General features: G+C 57.4%; 14 protein-coding genes. 10 read left to right on the top strand and 4 right to left on the bottom strand.

What is annotated here, in order from left to right; translation table 11 throughout:
- Positions 1-41: 41 nt before the first annotated feature.
- Positions 42-1,232 (bottom strand): mannonate dehydratase, encoded by a 1,191-nt coding sequence (gene uxuA, locus SOM40_RS15890; RefSeq protein WP_106995366.1) that lies wholly within the window; start codon positions 1,230-1,232, stop codon positions 42-44.
- 205 nt (positions 1,233-1,437) lie between these two features.
- Between uxuA and SOM40_RS15895 the strand changes: the two genes are divergently transcribed.
- The 9 genes from SOM40_RS15895 (at position 1,438) to yejF (ending at position 13,084) form a co-directional block, all read left to right on the top strand.
- Positions 1,438-2,904: a mannitol dehydrogenase family protein gene (locus tag SOM40_RS15895; protein WP_106995367.1), complete on the top strand. Its 1,467-nt coding sequence runs from the start codon at positions 1,438-1,440 to the stop codon at positions 2,902-2,904.
- A 121-nt stretch (positions 2,905-3,025) separates the two neighbouring features.
- The gene (locus SOM40_RS15900) at positions 3,026-4,012 is read left to right on the top strand and encodes a CobW family GTP-binding protein (protein ID WP_106995368.1); all 987 of its coding nucleotides are present in this window, start codon (positions 3,026-3,028) and stop codon (positions 4,010-4,012) included.
- Between the two features lie 32 nt (positions 4,013-4,044).
- On the top strand, positions 4,045-4,749 hold the full coding sequence (locus SOM40_RS15905; protein ID WP_106995369.1) for a phosphatase PAP2 family protein: 705 nt from the start codon (positions 4,045-4,047) through the stop codon (positions 4,747-4,749).
- Between the two features lie 426 nt (positions 4,750-5,175).
- Positions 5,176-5,745 carry a bifunctional murein DD-endopeptidase/murein LD-carboxypeptidase gene (mepS, locus tag SOM40_RS15910; RefSeq protein ID WP_106995370.1) on the top strand — a complete coding sequence of 190 codons (570 nt, stop codon included), beginning with the start codon at positions 5,176-5,178 and terminating at the stop codon, positions 5,743-5,745.
- A gap of 181 nt (positions 5,746-5,926) precedes the next feature.
- On the top strand, positions 5,927-7,483 hold the full coding sequence (gene pdeN, locus SOM40_RS15915; RefSeq protein WP_225758388.1) for a cyclic di-3',5'-guanosine monophosphate phosphodiesterase PdeN: 1,557 nt from the start codon (positions 5,927-5,929) through the stop codon (positions 7,481-7,483).
- A 75-nt stretch (positions 7,484-7,558) separates the two neighbouring features.
- The gene (locus SOM40_RS15920) at positions 7,559-9,364 is read left to right on the top strand and encodes an extracellular solute-binding protein (RefSeq protein ID WP_320530331.1); all 1,806 of its coding nucleotides are present in this window, start codon (positions 7,559-7,561) and stop codon (positions 9,362-9,364) included.
- A 9-nt stretch (positions 9,365-9,373) separates the two neighbouring features.
- A complete protein-coding gene (locus SOM40_RS15925; protein ID WP_312188484.1) occupies positions 9,374-10,468 on the top strand; it encodes a microcin C ABC transporter permease YejB in 1,095 nt (364 codons plus the stop codon).
- Positions 10,468-11,493 carry an ABC transporter permease gene (locus SOM40_RS15930; RefSeq protein ID WP_312188482.1) on the top strand — a complete coding sequence of 342 codons (1,026 nt, stop codon included), beginning with the start codon at positions 10,468-10,470 and terminating at the stop codon, positions 11,491-11,493. Before SOM40_RS15925 ends, SOM40_RS15930 begins: the two co-directional genes overlap by 1 nt.
- A gap of 1 nt (position 11,494) precedes the next feature.
- Positions 11,495-13,084, top strand: a complete 1,590-nt coding sequence (gene yejF / locus SOM40_RS15935; protein ID WP_106995375.1) for a microcin C ABC transporter ATP-binding protein YejF — start codon at positions 11,495-11,497, stop codon at positions 13,082-13,084.
- A gap of 3 nt (positions 13,085-13,087) precedes the next feature.
- On the opposite strand, the gene SOM40_RS15940 is transcribed toward yejF, so the two are convergent.
- From SOM40_RS15940 to rsuA, 3 genes are all read right to left on the bottom strand, one after another.
- Positions 13,088-13,432, bottom strand: coding sequence for a YejG family protein (locus tag SOM40_RS15940; RefSeq protein WP_106995376.1), 345 nt, complete (start codon positions 13,430-13,432; stop codon positions 13,088-13,090).
- A 333-nt stretch (positions 13,433-13,765) separates the two neighbouring features.
- The gene (locus SOM40_RS15945) at positions 13,766-14,962 is read right to left on the bottom strand and encodes a Bcr/CflA family multidrug efflux MFS transporter (RefSeq protein ID WP_320530332.1); all 1,197 of its coding nucleotides are present in this window, start codon (positions 14,960-14,962) and stop codon (positions 13,766-13,768) included.
- A 15-nt stretch (positions 14,963-14,977) separates the two neighbouring features.
- Positions 14,978-15,685 (bottom strand): 16S rRNA pseudouridine(516) synthase RsuA, encoded by a 708-nt coding sequence (gene rsuA / locus SOM40_RS15950; protein WP_106995378.1) that lies wholly within the window; start codon positions 15,683-15,685, stop codon positions 14,978-14,980.
- 151 nt (positions 15,686-15,836) lie between these two features.
- On the opposite strand from rsuA, the gene radD reads away from it, so the two are divergent.
- Positions 15,837-17,597, top strand: coding sequence for a DNA repair helicase RadD (gene radD / locus SOM40_RS15955; protein WP_320530333.1), 1,761 nt, complete (start codon positions 15,837-15,839; stop codon positions 17,595-17,597).
- The last annotated feature ends 23 nt before the right edge of the window (positions 17,598-17,620 follow it).

Raw genomic sequence — 17,620 nt, forward strand, 5'->3', positions numbered from 1 at the left:
CGCTGCGCTTACCGGGCCTACAAAAAAACCGGCAACTGAACCTACAGAAGTTCTGGATACTTCGTCATCTTCAGCGCCAGCTCCACGCCGCGCACCTCGGCCATCCCCTTCAGACGCCCAATCGCCGAGTAACCCGGGTTGGTTTTCTTACGCAGATCGTCCAGCATCTGATGCCCGTGATCCGGACGGAATGGAATAGGACGCAGATCGCCTGCCTGCTTACGGCGCTGCTCCTCACGCAGAATCGCATCGACTACCGCCACCATGTTCACGTCGCCGCCAAGGTGCGCCGCTTCGTGGAAGGTTTTCGGGTTATCTTCCCGGCAGGTGGCCCGCAGGTGGGTGAAGTGGATCCGGTCGCCAAAGGTTTCAATCATCTGCACCAGGTCATTATCGGCACGCACGCCGTAGGAGCCGGTACACATGGTGAAGCCGTTGTTGATGCTGTCGACGGTCTCTTTCAGCCACTGCATATCCTCAATAGTGGAGACAATACGCGGCAGGCCGAGGATCGGACGCGGAGGATCGTCCGGGTGGATCGCCAGACGTACGCCCGCCTCTTCCGCTACCGGCACGATGGCGCGCAGGAAGACGGCCATGTTTTCCCGCAGTTGGGCTTTGTCGATGTTGCCATACTCCGCCAGACGCGCGCGGAACTGGTCGAGGGTGTAGCCCTCTTCCGCACCCGGCAGGCCGGCGATGATGTTACGGGTCAGTTTTTCAATATCGGCATCGCTGGCATTGTCGAACCATACCTGGGCCTGCTGCTGCTCTTCGGCAGTGTAATCTGCCGCCGCGCCGTCGCGCTTCAGGATGTGCAGCTCGAAGGCGGCAAAGGCGATCTGGTCAAAACGCAGCGCTTTTGAGCCGTCCGGCAGTTCATATTCCAGGTCGGTACGCGTCCAGTCGAGGATTGGCATAAAGTTGTAGCACACGGTATCAATCCCGCAGGCCGCCAGGTTGCGGATGCTCTGCTGGTAGTTGGCAATCCAGGTCTGGTAGTCGCCGGAGTGAGTTTTGATCTCTTCATGAACCGGGATACTTTCCACCACCGACCAGGTCAGTCCTTTCTCTGCCAGCAGCGCCTGACGCGCTTTGATCTCCTCCACCGGCCATACCTGACCGTTGGGAATATGGTGCAGTGCGGTGACGACGCCCGTTGCGCCAGCCTGACGCACATCATCAAGAGAAACCGGGTCTTTCGGCCCGTACCAACGCCAGGTTTGTTCCATTGATTCACCCTCTAAAGTTGTTATACCAATATTATCTACCGAGATGACGACTACCATACATGCCTGACCAGACAGGTCAATGTGTCTCGCTATATTGATTGATCCATCTCACAGTTCCCGGATAATTACGGCTCACCAATTCAATTTGCTGTCATATAACTTTACACTGGCATTGTTAATTAATGGTTAATCAGGTGTTTATTTCATGAAGACAATTGCCTCCACCGCGCTACCCGCTCACGTGTTACAGCCGCAGTACGATCGCCAGGCATTACGCTCCCGTATCGTCCATTTCGGCTTTGGTGCCTTTCATCGGGCGCATCAGGCGCTCCTGACCGATCGGGTGCTCAACGCCAACGGCGGCGACTGGGGGATATGTGAGATTAGCCTGTTTAGCGGCGATACGCTGATGAGCCAGCTGCGCGCGCAGGATCACCTGTTTACGGTGCTGGAAAAAGGCGCTGAGGGTAATCAGCCGATCATCATCGGGGCGGTCCATGAATGCCTGAACGCTAAGCTTGATTCGCTGGCGGCCATTATCGAGAAATTTTGCGAGCCGCAGGTGGCGATTGTCTCGCTGACCATCACCGAAAAGGGTTACTGCATCGATCCGGCCACCGGCAAGCTCGATACCCGCAATGAACGCATTATTCACGATCTGGACCATCCCGATGCGCCGCACTCCGCGCCGGGGATCCTCGTCGAAGCCCTCCATCGCCGTCGCGAGCGCGGTCTGACCCCGTTCAGCGTGCTCTCCTGCGATAACATCCCCGATAACGGCCACGTGGTGAAAAACGCGGTGCTGGGGATGGCCCATAAGCGTTCCCCGGAACTGGCAGAGTGGATCGCCGCCAACGTCAGCTTCCCGGGCACCATGGTGGACAGGATCGTACCCGCCGCCACCGACGACTCGCTGGCCGAAATCGCCCGTGAAGTGGGGGTTGAAGATCCGTGCGCTATCAGCTGTGAGCCCTTTATCCAGTGGGTGATCGAGGACAATTTCGTCGCCGGTCGTCCGGAGTGGGAAGTGGCTGGCGTGCAGATGGTGCAGGACGTCCTGCCGTGGGAGCAGATGAAGCTGCGCATGCTCAACGGCAGCCATTCGTTCCTGGCTTATCTCGGCTATCTGGCCGGTTTTGCCCATATCAACGACTGCATGGCGGACAGCGCCCTGCGTGACGCCGCCCGTCGTCTGATGCTTGAAGAACAGGCTCCGACGCTGCGCATTACCGGGGTGGATTTGACCGCCTACGCCGACAGCCTGATTGACCGCTTCGCCAATCCGGCGCTGCAGCACCGCACCTGGCAGATTGCGATGGACGGTAGCCAGAAGCTGCCGCAGCGGATGCTGGAGAGTATTCGTCTCCACCGCCAGCGCGATACCGCCTGGCCGCTGCTGGCCCTCGGGGTTGCGGGCTGGATGCGTTACGTCAGTGGCGTGGATGATGCGGGTAATGCCATTGATGTCCGCGATCCGCTGAGCGATAAAATTCGCGCCATTGTTGAGACCAGCAGCGAAGAGGAGCGCGTCACCGCCCTGCTGGCGCTGAGTGAAATCTTTGGCACCGACCTGCCGCAGGATCCGCAGTTCGTGGATGCCGTTACCGCGGCTTACCAGCGCATCCGCCAGTCGGGCGCCCGCCAGGCCATTATCGATACGCTCCAGGGTTAACCGGTGCGTTTCAGGCGAGCGGGACGTCTCCCGTTCGCCCTCCCCCTTCCCAGGGCTGTTTTTTTGCGGCAGGATTACTGATAATTGTTATAGCATTACATTTATCACCCCTGGAGCACCTGTGACTAAAACCAATCTCATTACTGGCTTTCTCGGCAGCGGGAAAACCACGTCGATACTGCACCTGCTGGCGAATAAAGATCCCGGTGAAAAATGGGCCGTGCTGGTCAATGAATTTGGCGAGATCGGCATTGATGGCGCCCTGCTGGCCGATAACGGGGCGCTGGTGAAGGAGATCCCGGGGGGATGTATGTGCTGCGTGAACGGCCTGCCGATGCAGGTGGGGCTGAACACCCTGCTGCGTCAGGGCAAGCCCGACCGGCTGCTGATTGAACCCACCGGGCTGGGCCATCCGAAGCAGATCCTCGACCTGCTGACCGCCCCGGTCTATGAGCCGTGGATCGATTTGCGCGCCACCCTGTGCCTGCTCGACCCGCGTCAGCTGCTGGACGAAAAATATGTCCAGAACGAGAATTTCCGCGATCAGCTTGCCGCTGCCGACATCATCATTGCCAATAAAGAGGATCGCGCCACCGCGGAAAGCCGTGCCGCGCTGGATATCTGGTGGCAGCACTTCGGCGGTGAACGTCAGCTCTCGCACACCACCCAGGGGAATATCGATAATGCCCTGCTTGACCTGCCGCGGCGTAATCTGCAGGCGTTGTCCGCCAGCGCTGCCCATGCCCACAGCCACGGCGAAAAACAGGGTCTGGCCGCGCTGAGCCTGCCTGCTCACCAGCGCTGGCGTCGCAGCCTGAACAGCGGCCAGGGGCATCAGGCCTGCGGCTGGGTATTCGATGCCGACACCTGCTTCGACACCATCGGTTTGCTGGAGTGGGTCCGGCTGGCACCGGTCGACCGCGTGAAGGGGGTGATGCGTATTCCCGAGGGGCTGTTACAGGTCAATCGCCAGGGGGCCGATTTTCACATCGAAACCCAGGGTGTCACGCCGCCGGATAGCCGAATAGAGTTAATTAGTGCGGTTAACACCGACTGGAACGCCCTACAGTCGAGCTTGTTGAAGCTTCGTTTAGGTTCGGGCGACTAACGTTGCCTGTTTTGACAGCTCAGGGCATGATGATGAAAACCCGACTAATTCCCATTTTATTGCTCAACCTCGCTGGCCTGGCGCTCTTTTTATCCTGGTATCTGCCGGTCAACCACGGTTTCTGGTTCCCGCTGGACAGCGGGATATTTCACTTCTTTAACCAGCAACTGGTAGAGAGTCGCGCCTTCCTGTGGCTGGTGGCGATCACCAATAACCGGGCCTTTGACGTCTGCTCCCTGCTGGCGATGGGCTACCTGATGCTGACCTTCTGGCGCAACGAGAGTGCTGCCGGGCGGCGGCGTATTCTGATGATCGGCCTGGTGATGCTGCTGACGGCAGTGGTCTTGAACCAGCTGGCACAGGCTCTTATTCCGGTGAAACGCTCGAGTCCGACGCTATTTTTCCCGGATATCTACCGCGTCAGTGAATTGCTGCATATTTCGACAAAAGACGCCTCGAAGGACAGTTTCCCGGGCGATCATGGCATGATGCTGCTTATTTTCACCGCCTTTATGTGGCGCTATTTTGGTCATAAGACTTTCGCATTAGCCCTGATTATTTTTATGGTTTTCTCTTTCCCGCGGGTAATGATTGGCGCGCACTGGTTCAGCGATATTGCCGTCGGATCCCTTTCAGTGGCGTTGATTGGGCTTCCCTGGTGTCTGATGACCCCCTTAAGCGATCGCTTAATAGGCTTATTTGATCGCTATCTGCCCCGGGTAATTCAACAATCTTAAAACAAATTTCTAACCAAAATTAATAGTTTCAGTCAGGGATTATCACCAATCCCTGATTGATTATCTTCCTGCATCCCTCCCCACTGTCATCTTCCTGTAATAGTAATAACGTTAGAAATTAACAGGTTGTTCAATACTTAACCTAAATTAAGCCGCCATATTGCTTTGCCGGTTGCTCACTTTCGGTATCACATTTTCTTATAAAAAAAAGGATATTTTTGCTCGCAATGACCGCGTCGATCGGGTACTCTCAGACTCGTTTTACCTCAGCGCTGCAATTATTATCGTTGTAAATAAATTTGTGCGATTCGCCACAGATTTGACCATAAAGAATTGTCTGATAGTGCGCAGGTATTTAGTCTCGTCTCGCTTGGCATTTTTTATAACGATATTTGTCGTTAAGGACTTCAAGGGATAATAAACAACATGGTCAAATCTCAACCGATCTTGAGATACTTCTCACGGGTGATCCCGGCGATTGCAGTAGCGGTTCTGCTTTCAGCTTGTAGCGCATCGAATACCGCAAAGAATATGCATCCTGAGACGCGTGTTGTGGGGTCGGAAGACGCCTCTTCACTGCAAGCTTCTCAGGATGAATTTGAAAAAATGGTCAGCAATCTGGATATTAAATCCCGATTAATGGACCAGTATGCTAGCTGGAAGGGCGTGCGCTATCGCCTGGGCGGCGATACACGTAAAGGGATTGATTGTTCCGGTTTCGTACAACGTACTTTCCGCGAGCAGTTTGGTTTAGAACTTCCGCGTTCGACCTATCAACAACAGGAAATGGGCAAATCGATCTCGCGTAGCAGCTTACGCACCGGCGATTTAGTGCTGTTCCGTGCGGGTTCTACCGGCCGTCATGTCGGCATCTATATTGGTAACGACCAGTTTGTCCACGCGTCCACCAGCAGTGGTGTGACTATCTCCAGTATGAACGAACCGTACTGGAAAAAGCGCTACAATGAAGCGCGCCGTGTACTGACTCGCAGTTAACCGCCTGTGCTGTCCGTTTCCCTTGACTGACAGCATGGTAAAAAAGCACTGCTTATGCAGTGCTTTTTTTTTGTACCTCAACATGGAAATCAGGTCTGGCCGTTCCAGGCTATAGTCTGATAGTTGCGTGAGTTTAGCCGTCATGATAACGCGGGCGGCACATCAGGATCCGATAACATTTATGTTTACCCGCCATTTATCAACCCGTCGAAGAGTGCTGATGCTCAGCGTCCTTGTCGGTCTTATTGTCGCCCTGCTCTGCGGCGGTATGCAGTTTTTTTTCAGTTATCACAAACGGGAAGTGAAATACGATAATCTGATTACCGACCTCCATGACTACATGGCCGATTATTTTAAAGAGCTGCGCATCTCAGTTGATGAATTGCAGCCGCTGACCTTAAGCCAGTGCCACGAAGTCAGCGCCGAACTAACTTCCCGCGCCGCATTCAGCCTTAACGTCCGGGCCTTCCTGCTGGTAAAAGATAAAATCGCCTTCTGCTCGTCAGCTACCGGGCCATTGCATGTGCCCCTCAGCGAGCTGGTGCCGGATATCGACATTAGTAAAGAGGTCGATATGGTCCTGCTGCCCGGTACGCCGATGATGCCGAAAAAACCGGCCATTGTGTTATGGCACCGAAATCCGCTGCTGGATAACGGCGGGGTATTTACCTCTATTAATCTCAACCTGACCCCCTATCTGTTATATACCGCCCGCCAGGATGAATTTGCCGGTATTGCCCTTATTATCGGCAAGACCGCTTTTTCGACCTATTCAAACCAGTTAATCCCTGTTTCGGACCTGAAGGAACACCCTGCGCGCGCCAGCCAGATTGAGGGGCTGCCGCTCACCATTCATCTGTACGCCGAAACCTGGACGCTGGCCGATTTGCAATTTGCGCTGCTGTTTGGGCTGATGTGTGGCTCCAGCATTGGGGTGCTCTGTTTCTACGGGCTGATGAACCGCGCCAATCCGCGGAAAGAGATCCTCACCGCCATTAAGCAGAACCAGTTTCACGTGGTCTATCAGCCGGTCGTGGATGCGGTTACTCTACAGCCGGGCGGCGTGGAGGTGCTGATGCGCTGGCACCATCCCGGCGCCGGGGAGATCCCGCCTGATGCCTTTATTAGCTTTGCGGAAGCGCAGAAATTAATTGTGCCACTGACGCTGCATCTCTTTGACCTGATCCTGCGCGACGCCCCGGCGCTGAAAAAATGCCTCCCGCCGGGTTCCAAGCTGGGGATTAATATCTCGCCGGGCCATCTGCATGCCGACAGCTTCAAGGACGATATGCGCAAATTCGCCGCCTCGCTGCCGCCAGATCATTTCCAGATTGTGCTCGAAATTACCGAGCGCGATATGCTGAATCAGCGGGAAGCGACGAAGCTGTTTGAGTGGCTGCATCTGGAAGGGTTTGAAATCGCGGTAGATGACTTTGGGACCGGGCACAGCGCCCTGATCTACCTTGAGCGTTTCACCATGGACTATCTCAAAATCGACCGGGGCTTCGTCAACGCCATCGGCATGGAGACCGTCACCTCCCCGGTGCTGGACACGGTGCTGACCCTCGCCCGGCGGCTGAATATGGTGACCATCGCCGAAGGTGTCGAGACCCCCGAGCAGGCGAAATGGCTGCGCGATCACGGCGTCAATATGCTTCAGGGCTACTGGATCAGCCGCCCGATGCGCCTGGAGCAGCTTATGACCTGGAAACCGGATATACATCCCGACAGCGAATAATTTCCCAACCACCGCTACGTCACTTATTATTCAGGTATCCGGCCCGGCCAGAGTGTAAGAGGAAAACGTAGCGGAATGATTGTGCGCATAATAGTGCTGCTGATGGCGATGATGAGTGGGCTCAGCCAGGCGCAAACCTTCAAAGAGAGCTACGCGTTCGCGGTGATTGGCGAGCCGAAATACGCCATCAACTTCGATCATTACGATTACGTCAACCCCGCTGCGCCGAAAGGGGGCAGCGTCACCCTGGCGGCCATTGGTACCTTCGACAACTTCAACCGCTACGCCCTGCGCGGCGTGGCGGCCGAGCGCACCGACGCCCTCTACGATACCCTCTTCACCACCTCTGACGATGAGCCCGGCAGCTACTATCCGCTGGTAGCAGAGCAGGCACGCTACGCCGATGATTTTTCGTGGATGGAGCTGACCATCAACCCGCTGGCGCGCTTTCATGACGGCACGCCGGTGAAGGCCAGCGACGTGGCCTTCACCTTCCATAAATTTATGACCGAAGGGGTGCCGCAGTTCCGGCTGGTCTATAAAGGGGCCACGGTGACGGCCATCGCCCCGCTGACGGTGCGCATTACGCTGACCAAACCCAATAAAGAGGATATGCTGAGCCTGCTGACCCTGCCGGTGATGCCTGAAAAGTTCTGGAAAGATCACAAGCTCAGCGATCCGCTCGCCACCCCACCGCTGGCTGGCGGGCCGTACCGCATCACCCGCTGGCGGATGGGCCAGTATCTGATCTACTCCAGGGTGAAGGATTACTGGGCGGCCAACCTGCCGGTGAACCGGGGCCGCTGGAATTTTGACACCCTGCGCTACGACTACTATCTGGACGATAACGTGGCCTTCGAAGCCTTCAAAGCGGGTGCCTTTGATATGCGGGTGGAGAGCAGCGCCAAAAACTGGGCCACGCGCTACATCGGGAAAAACTTTGACCGCGGCTTTATCGTGAAAGAGGCGCTGAAAAACGACTCCGCTCAGGATACGCGCTGGCTGGCGTTTAATATTCAGCGCCCGGTATTCAGCGATCGCCGTGTTCGCCAGGCCATTACCCTCGCCTTTGATTTTGAGTGGATGAACAAGGCGCTGTTCTATGGCGCCTACAGCCGGGTTAACAGCTATTTTCAGAATACAGAGTACGCGGCAAAGGGATACCCGGATGCCGCGGAACTGACCCTCCTCGCCCCGCTGAAAAGCGCGATCCCCGCCGAGGTGTTTACCACCGTCTTCCAACCGCCGGTCTCAAAGGGCGATGGCTACGATCGTAATAACCTGCTGAAAGCCAGTCAGCTGCTGGACGAGGCTGGCTGGGAGATCAAAAATAAGCGGCGGGTCAACAAGCAAACCGGCAAACCGCTGAGCTTTGAGCTGCTGCTGCCCTCGGGCGGTAATAACCAGTGGGTGCTACCGTTCCAGCACAATCTTGAACGGCTGGGCATTACCATGAACATCCGCCAGGTGGATAATTCGCAAGCCACCAACCGCATGCGCAACCGTGATTACGATATGATGCCGCGCCTGTGGCGGGCGATGCCCTGGCCCGGGACTGACCTGCAGATCTCCTGGTCCTCGGAATACATTGATTCAACCTATAATGCGCCGGGGGTGAAAAACCCGGCCATCGACGCCCTGATTGCGCAAATCGTTGCCGCACAGGGCGATAAAGAGAAGCTGCTGCCCCTCGGGCGGGCGCTGGATCGGGTCCTGACCTGGAACTATTACATGCTGCCAATGTGGTTTATGGCCCAGGACCGGGTAGCCCGCTGGGATAAATTCGCCCTGCCGGCCCAGCGCCCGGTCTATGCGCTCGGGTTTGAAAACTGGTGGTATGACGTTAACAAAGCGGCGAAATTACCCGCCGAGCGGCGTTAAGGATACGCAATGGGCGCTTATTTACTTCGTCGTTTACTGCTGATAATCCCCACCCTGTGGGCGATTATTACCATCAACTTTTTTATCGTGCAGATCGCCCCGGGCGGCCCGGTGGATCAGGCGATTGCCGCCATCGAGTTCGGCAACAGCGGGTCGATGCCCGGCGGGGGCGATGAAGGGATGCGCGCCAGCCACGCCCGCACCGGGGTGGGCAATATCAATGAGAGCCACTATCGCGGCGGGCGCGGCCTCGATCCGGAGGTGATCGCCGAGATCACCCAGCGCTACGGCTTTGATAAACCTATCCACGAACGCTACTTCAAAATGCTGGGGGACTATCTGCGCTTTGATTTTGGCGACAGCCTGTTCCGTAGCGCCTCGGTGCTGCATCTGATCAAAGAGAGCCTGCCGGTGTCCATCACCCTGGGGCTGTGGGGGACCCTGATTATCTACCTGGTCTCGATCCCGCTCGGCATCCGCAAAGCGATGTATAACGGCAGTCGGTTCGATATCTGGAGCAGCACCTTCATTATTATTGGCTATGCGATCCCGGCGTTCCTCTTTGCCGTGCTGCTGATCGTCTTTTTTGCCGGGGGGAGTTATTTCGACCTCTTCCCGCTGCGCGGGCTGGTGTCGACCGATTTCAGCACCCTGCCGTGGTACAAGAAGATCACCGACTATCTGTGGCACATCACTCTGCCAGTGCTGGCGACGGTAATCGGCGGCTTTGCGGCCCTGACCATGTTGACCAAAAACACCTTCCTCGACGAGATCCGCAAGCAGTACGTGGTCACCGCCCGCGCCAAAGGGGTGAGCGAGCGAGGCATCCTGTGGAAACATATTTTTCGTAACGCCATGCTGCTGGTGATCGCCGGCTTCCCGGCCACCTTTATCAGCATGTTCTTTACCGGCTCCCTGCTCATTGAGGTGATGTTCTCCCTCAACGGTCTGGGGCTGCTCGGCTACGAGGCCACCGTCTCGCGGGATTATCCGGTGATGTTTGGCACGCTCTATATTTTCACCCTGATTGGCCTGCTGCTGAATATCCTCAGCGATATCTGCTATACGCTGGTCGATCCACGCATTGATTTTGAGGGTCGCTGATGCCGCGCTTAAGCCCCATCAACCAGGCCCGCTGGGCTCGCTTTCGGGCCAATCGCCGCGGCTACTGGTCGCTGTGGATTTTCGCCCTGTTTTTCGTCCTCAGCCTGTGCTCAGAGCTGATTGCCAACGATAAACCGCTGCTGGTGCACTTTAACGATCGCTGGTACGTCCCGGTGGTGAAAACGTACAGTGAAAGCGACTTCGGTGGCCCTTTCGCCACTGCGGCGGATTATCAGGACCCGTGGTTACAGGCGCAGCTCAACGACCATGGCTGGGTGCTCTGGACCCCGGTCCGCTTTGGTGCCACCAGCATTAACTTTGCCACCACCACCCCGTTCCCGTCTCCGCCTTCGGCGCAAAACTGGCTGGGTACCGATGCCAACGGCGGGGACGTGCTGGCGCGCATTCTCTACGGGACGCGGATCTCGATTCTGTTTGGCCTGCTGCTGACCCTGTTTTCCAGCGTGATGGGGGTGCTGGCCGGGGCGATTCAGGGCTACTACGGCGGCAAAATTGACCTCTGGGGGCAGCGGTTTATCGAAGTCTGGTCCGGCATGCCGACGCTGTTCCTGATCATTCTGCTCTCCAGCGTGGTACAGCCCAACTTCTGGTGGCTGCTGGCGATCACGGTACTCTTTGGCTGGATGGCGCTGGTGGGCGTGGTGCGGGCCGAGTTCCTGCGCACCCGTAACTTCGACTATATCCGCGCCGCCCAGGCGCTGGGGGTAAGCGATCGCGGGATCATTTTCCGCCACATGCTGCCGAACGCCATGGTGGCCACCCTGACCTTCCTGCCGTTTATTCTGTGCAGCTCCATCACCACCCTCACCTCGCTCGATTTCCTCGGCTTTGGCCTGCCGCTGGGGTCGCCGTCGCTGGGCGAGCTGCTGTTACAGGGCAAAAACAACCTGCAGGCGCCATGGCTCGGGATTGCCGGTTTTCTCTCCGTCGCCGTGCTGCTTTCGTTGCTGATTTTTATTGGCGAAGCGGTCCGCGATGCCTTTGATCCGAATAAGGCGGTGTAAGATGACCCAGCCTCTGCTTCACATTGACGCCCTCTCCATTGCCTTTCGCCAGCAGGGTGAGTTGCGCACTGTGGTGAATGATATTTCCCTGCAAATCGATGCCGGGGAGACGCTGGCGCTGGTGGGGGAATCGGGTTCCGGGAAGAGCGTCACCGCCCTCTCCGTGCTGCGCCTGCTCCCCGCCCCGCCGGTGGTCTATCCGCAGGGCGATATCCTGTTTCACGGCCAGTCACTGCTGCATGCCGACGAGCGCACCCTGCGCGGGGTGCGGGGCAACAAGATCGCCATGATTTTCCAGGAACCGATGGTGTCGCTGAACCCGCTGCATACCCTCGAAAAACAGCTCTACGAGGTGCTCTCCCTGCACCGTGGGATGCGTAAGGAGGCTGCCCGCGGGGAGATGCTCGACTGCCTCGAGCGCACCGGGATCCGCAACGCCGCCAAACGGCTGGCGGATTTTCCCCATCAGCTCTCCGGCGGTGAACGCCAGCGGGTAATGATTGCCATGGCGCTGCTGACCCGCCCGGAATTGTTGATCGCCGATGAACCCACCACCGCCCTCGATGTTACGGTGCAGGCGCAGATCCTCCAGCTGTTACGCGAGCTGCGCGACGAGCTGAACATGAGCCTGCTGTTTATCACCCACAACCTCAGCATCGTAAAAAAGCTGGCCGACCGGGTGGCGGTGATGCAGAGCGGCCGCTGCGTGGAGCAGAACCGGGCCGCGACGCTGTTAGCTGCCCCGCAGCATCCCTACACCCAACGTCTGCTCAACAGCGAGCCTGCCGGGGACCCCGTTCCGCTGCCAGATACGGCGCAACCGCTGCTGAGCGTAAAAGATCTGTCCGTGGCGTTTCCGGTGCGCAAAGGCCTTCTGCGTCGGGTGGTGGATAATAAGCAGGTGCTGAACAACGTCAGCTTCACGCTGCGCCCCGGAGAAACTTTGGGGCTGGTGGGCGAGTCCGGCTCGGGGAAGAGTACGACCGGGCTGGCGCTGCTGCGCCTGATCGCCTCGAAAGGGGAAATTGAGTTTGACGGCCAGCCGCTGCACCGCTGGGATCGCCGACAGATGTTGCCCGTCCGCCACCGGATACAGGTGGTGTTTCAGGATCCGAACTCCTCCCTGAATCCGCGTCTCAACGTACAGCAAATTATTGAGGAGGGGCTACGGGTGCATCAGCCTGACCTCAGCGCGCAGGCGCGTGAAGAGGAGGTCATTCGGGTGATGGGCGAAGTGGGGCTGGATCCGCAGACCCGGCATCGCTATCCCGCCGCCTTTTCCGGCGGCCAGCGCCAGCGCATCGCCATTGCCCGCGCGCTGATCCTGCGCCCGGAGCTGATTATTCTGGATGAACCGACCTCATCGCTGGATAAAACCGTGCAGGCGCAAATCCTGGCCTTGCTGAAAAATCTGCAGGAGAAACACCGGCTGGCCTATATCTTTATCAGCCACGATTTACAGGTGGTCAGGGCGCTGTGTCATCAGGTGATTGTGCTACGGCAGGGAGAGGTGGTCGAGCAAGGGGAGTGTCAGCGCGTGTTTGCCGCGCCGACGCAGGAGTATACGCGTCAGCTGTTAGCGTTACGCTGACGCTCAGACAGGAGCCTGACCTGCTACGGATTCGGCGATCGCCACCCCGAAGTTTTTCAGGCGGCAGGTCGCCGCGAACTCATCCTGGCTTTTCACGAACAGGCACGGTTCGCCTTCGCACTCCAGGACCGAGCTGTAAAGCTCAATATCGGTCAGGGCCTGACTCAGTTTTTCCATCACCGGCCATGCGTTGCCCTCTTCCGGGCCCAGCAGCTTGAGCGCCACCAGACAGTTGTCACCGTTCGCGGCATTTTGCGGAATCGGTTCAACCTTCGAGCCTGCAAAACCCGCCGACCAGCGATAGCTTTGCGGCAAGCGATGAATAATGGAGAGCTGTAATGTATTCACGTCTGTTCCCCGGAAGCACAATATACTTCACAATCTATTTACATTTATAGTAACACATCATTAAACACTTGCTCTGTTTTGAGTAAGAAAACGCTTACACCCAGTTCCTGCGGGCTCTGGCGTCTTATTTATCAGGGCTTTTAGTCAGTGTTTCAGATCGATAGCGGCGCTATATGTACCCGTTTCTGTGATCTAACACAACCTTTTTAGGTACAAAGCTGTGACTATTTACACAAATATATTTTACATAAAAGAAACAAACATGGCCTCAGAGAAACCAGTTTTGATTGACCCGAATCAAAAAAGGGCCCCATCGGGACCCTTTTTTGTGCGTTATTTCACCGCTTTTCGGGGCCGACTGGCGTAGAGGCAGAACAGAATTGAGCCGGTGGCGCACAACGCAATTGACCAGAGCATCGGCCAGGCGCTGGTAAAGGTCGCGAGCGACAGCAGCGCCCCAACAATGGCACCAATGCCGAAGCGGAAAGTGCCCGCCAGAGACGAGGCGGTCCCGGCCATATGCGGGAACTCGTCGAGGATCACCGCCATCGCGTTAGACGACACCATCGAGATACAGCCGACAAACGCCGCGATACCCACCACCAGCGTCCAGAAGCCGACGTCGAAGAAGGCAGTCACCACCATCCACACCGCCATCACGAACTGGATCCACAGTCCGATGCGGAACATGTTCAGCGCCCCCACCTTGCGGACGAAGCGGCTGTTAATCATGGTCAGCACAAAGATGAACACCACGTTCAGCGCAAAGTAGTAGCCAAAATGCTGCGGGGAGACGTGGTTAAGCTCGATGTAGACAAACGGCCCGGCGCTGAGGAAGGAGAACATCCCGGCAAAGCTGAAGCCGCTGGACAGCATATAGCTCAGCACGCGCTTATGGCGAAACAGTGAGGCAAAGTTACCGAGGGTGGTGCGGATATGAAACTTCTGCCGATGCTCAGCGGGCAGGGTTTCCTTAATAAAGAAGAAGATCATCGCCGAGGCCAACAGAGCCGCCAGCGCCAGGATCCAGAAAATCGCGTGCCAGCTGAACCACACCAGCACCGCGCCCCCGACCATCGGGGCCACCAGCGGCGCAACGGTGGTGACCAGCATGACGAATGACATCATGCGGGAGAACTCTTCTTTCGGGTAAATATCACGCATCAGGGCGTTGATCACCACGCTGGCCGCCGCGGCCGCCAGGCCGTGGAAGAAACGCATTACAATCAGGTGATCGATGGACTGCGCCATCGCACAGGCCGCTGCGGCAGCGGCAAACACCAGCGTCCCGCCCAGCACCACCGGTTTGCGGCCCAGGCTGTCGGCCATCGGCCCGTACAGCAGCTGGCCGAGGGCAAAGCCGAGGATGTAGGTGCTGAGGGTCATTTGTGCGCTACCCGCCGGGACGCCAAATTGCTCAGCGATCACCGGCAGCGCGGGCAGATACATGTCGATGGACAGCGGCATCAGCATGGCCAGCAGGCCAAGGATAAAGACAATGCTGAACGACGATTGTGGCCTGGTGGTCACAGTTAACTCCTGAAATTAGCGGGAAGAGAGGCCAACGCTGGCAATTTCTTCTTCCGTCAACGGGCGGTATTCGCCTGGCGCAAGGTCCGGGTCGAGAGCGATCTCGCCGATCCGTTCGCGATGCAGACCGACAACGTGATTACCCACGGCCGCAAACATGCGTTTTACCTGATGGTAGCGCCCTTCGCTGATGGTCAGACGCACTTCGGTAGGGGTGATCACTTCCAGCACGGCGGGCTTAGTCAGATCTTTTTCATTATGCAGCTGGACGCCATGGGCGAATTGTTCTGCCGTGCTGTCGCTCACCGGCGATTCCAGGTTCACCAGATAGGTCTTCTCGCACTGGTGGCGCGGGGAGGTAATACGGTGCGACCACTGACCATCATCGGTCATCAGCACCAGGCCGGTGGTGTCGATATCCAGACGTCCGGCGGCGTGCAGCTTGTGTGCCACAGGCTCATCCAGGAAGTAGAGCACGGTCGGATGATCGGGATCGTCAGTCGAGCAGACATAGCCTTGCGGCTTATTGAGCATGAAGTAACGCGGGCCGTTCTGCTGGGTCAGCGAATTGCCTTCATATTCCACCTGATGCTCAGGCTGGAGTTTGAACGCGCTGTCTCGCACAATATCGTCATCCACAGTAACGTGGCTGCCGCGAATCAGACGCGCAGCAATAGCGCGGCTTACGCCGAGTTGCTGAGCGATAAACTTATCAAGTCGCATGAAATAATTTTAGCCTTAAAGGTGCCAGGAGCCGGACGAGGCGCCCGGAAAAGAAGCAGTTAACAACAGCTCAGTATAACGGGCTCTGTGCGCCACTCAAGGGAAAAAGTTTCGTGGCATACTATATGCGGGATAACAAAGCTGAGTAACCATGACCTTTACACTTCGCCCCTATCAACAGGAAGCCGTGGACGCCACCCTCGCCCACTTTCGTCAGCATAAAGAACCGGCCGCCATCGTCCTGCCCACCGGGGCGGGCAAAAGCCTGGTGATCGCCGAGCTGGCGCGCCTGGCACGCGGGCGCGTGCTGGTGCTGGCGCACGTCAAAGAGCTGGTGGCGCAGAACCATGCCAAGTATCTGGCGCTGGGCCTCGAGGCCGATATTTTTGCCGCCGGGTTACAGCGCAAAGAGAGCCACGGCAAAGTGGTATTTGGCAGCGTGCAGTCGGTGGCGCGCAATCTGGACAAGTTTCAGAGCGAGTTCTCGCTGCTGATCGTGGATGAGTGCCATCGCATCAGCGATGACGATGACAGCCAGTATCAGCAGATCCTGGCCCACCTGAAGAGCGTGAACCCGCACATCCGTCTGCTGGGGCTTACCGCCACCCCGTTCCGCCTCGGTAAAGGCTGGATCTATCGCTTTCATTATCACGGCATGGTGCGCGGCAATGAAAAGGCGCTGTTCCGCGACTGCATTTACGAGCTGCCCCTGCGCTACATGATTAAACACGGCTACCTGACGCCGCCGGAGCGGCTGGACATGCCGGTAGTGCAGTACGATTTCAGCCGGTTGCAGGTGCAGAGCAATGGCCTGTTCAGCGAGGCGGATCTCAACCACGAGCTGAAAAAGCAGGATCGTATTACCCCGCACATCATCAGCCAGATAATGGAGTTTGCCGCCGAACGCAAAGGGGTGATGATTTTTGCCGCCACCGTGGAGCACGCCCGGGAAATCACCGGCCTGCTGCCCCCCAGCGAAGCGCGGCTTATCACCGGCGAAACGCCGGGCAACGAGCGCGACCGACTGATTGACGATTTTAAGGCGCAGCAGTTCCGCTACCTGGTCAATGTGTCAGTGCTCACTACCGGCTTTGACGCCCCGCACGTGGATCTGATCGCCATTCTGCGTCCGACTGAATCGGTCAGCCTCTATCAGCAGATTGTCGGCCGCGGCCTGCGCTTAGCCCCCGGCAAAACCGACTGCCTGATTCTGGATTACGCCGGGAACCCACACGACCTGTACGCCCCGGAAGTTGGGGCGCCAAAGGGGAAAAGTGACAACGTCCCCGTGCAGGTATTTTGTCCCGGCTGCGGGTTTGCCAACACCTTCTGGGGCAAAACCACCGCCGATGGCACCCTGATTGAACACTTTGGTCGCCGCTGTCAGGGCTGGTTTGAAGATGACGAGGGCCATCGCGAGCAGTGCGACTACCGCTTCCGCTTTAAAAACTGTCCGCAGTGTAACGCCGAAAACGACATTGCTGCCCGCCGCTGTCGCGCCTGCGATACGGTGCTGGTCGATCCCGACGATATGCTGAAAGCGGCCCTGAAGCTGAAGGACGCGCTGGTGCTGCGCTGCAGTGGGATGGTGCTGGCCCACGGCGCGGATGAGAAAGGCGAATGGCTGAAAATTACCTATTACGATGAGGATGGCGCTGATGTGAGTGAGCGCTTCCGTCTGCAGACGCCCGCCCAGCGTACCGCCTTTGAGCAGCTGTTTATCCGCCCGCATACCCGCACGCCGGGTGTGCCGCTGCGCTGGGTAACCGCGGCGGACATCGTCCATCAACAGCCGCTGCTGCGCCACCCTGACTTCGTGGTGGCGCGGAAAAAAGGGCAGTTCTGGCAGGTGCGTGAGAAAGTTTTTGATTATGAAGGTCGCTACCGCCGGGCCAATGAATTACGGGGATAAAGGGACTTTTCATTGATGTGCGG

The organism is Leclercia sp. CFBP8987 (assembly GCF_034044995.2).
In the GTDB taxonomy this organism is placed as follows: domain Bacteria; phylum Pseudomonadota; class Gammaproteobacteria; order Enterobacterales; family Enterobacteriaceae; genus Enterobacter; species Enterobacter tamurae.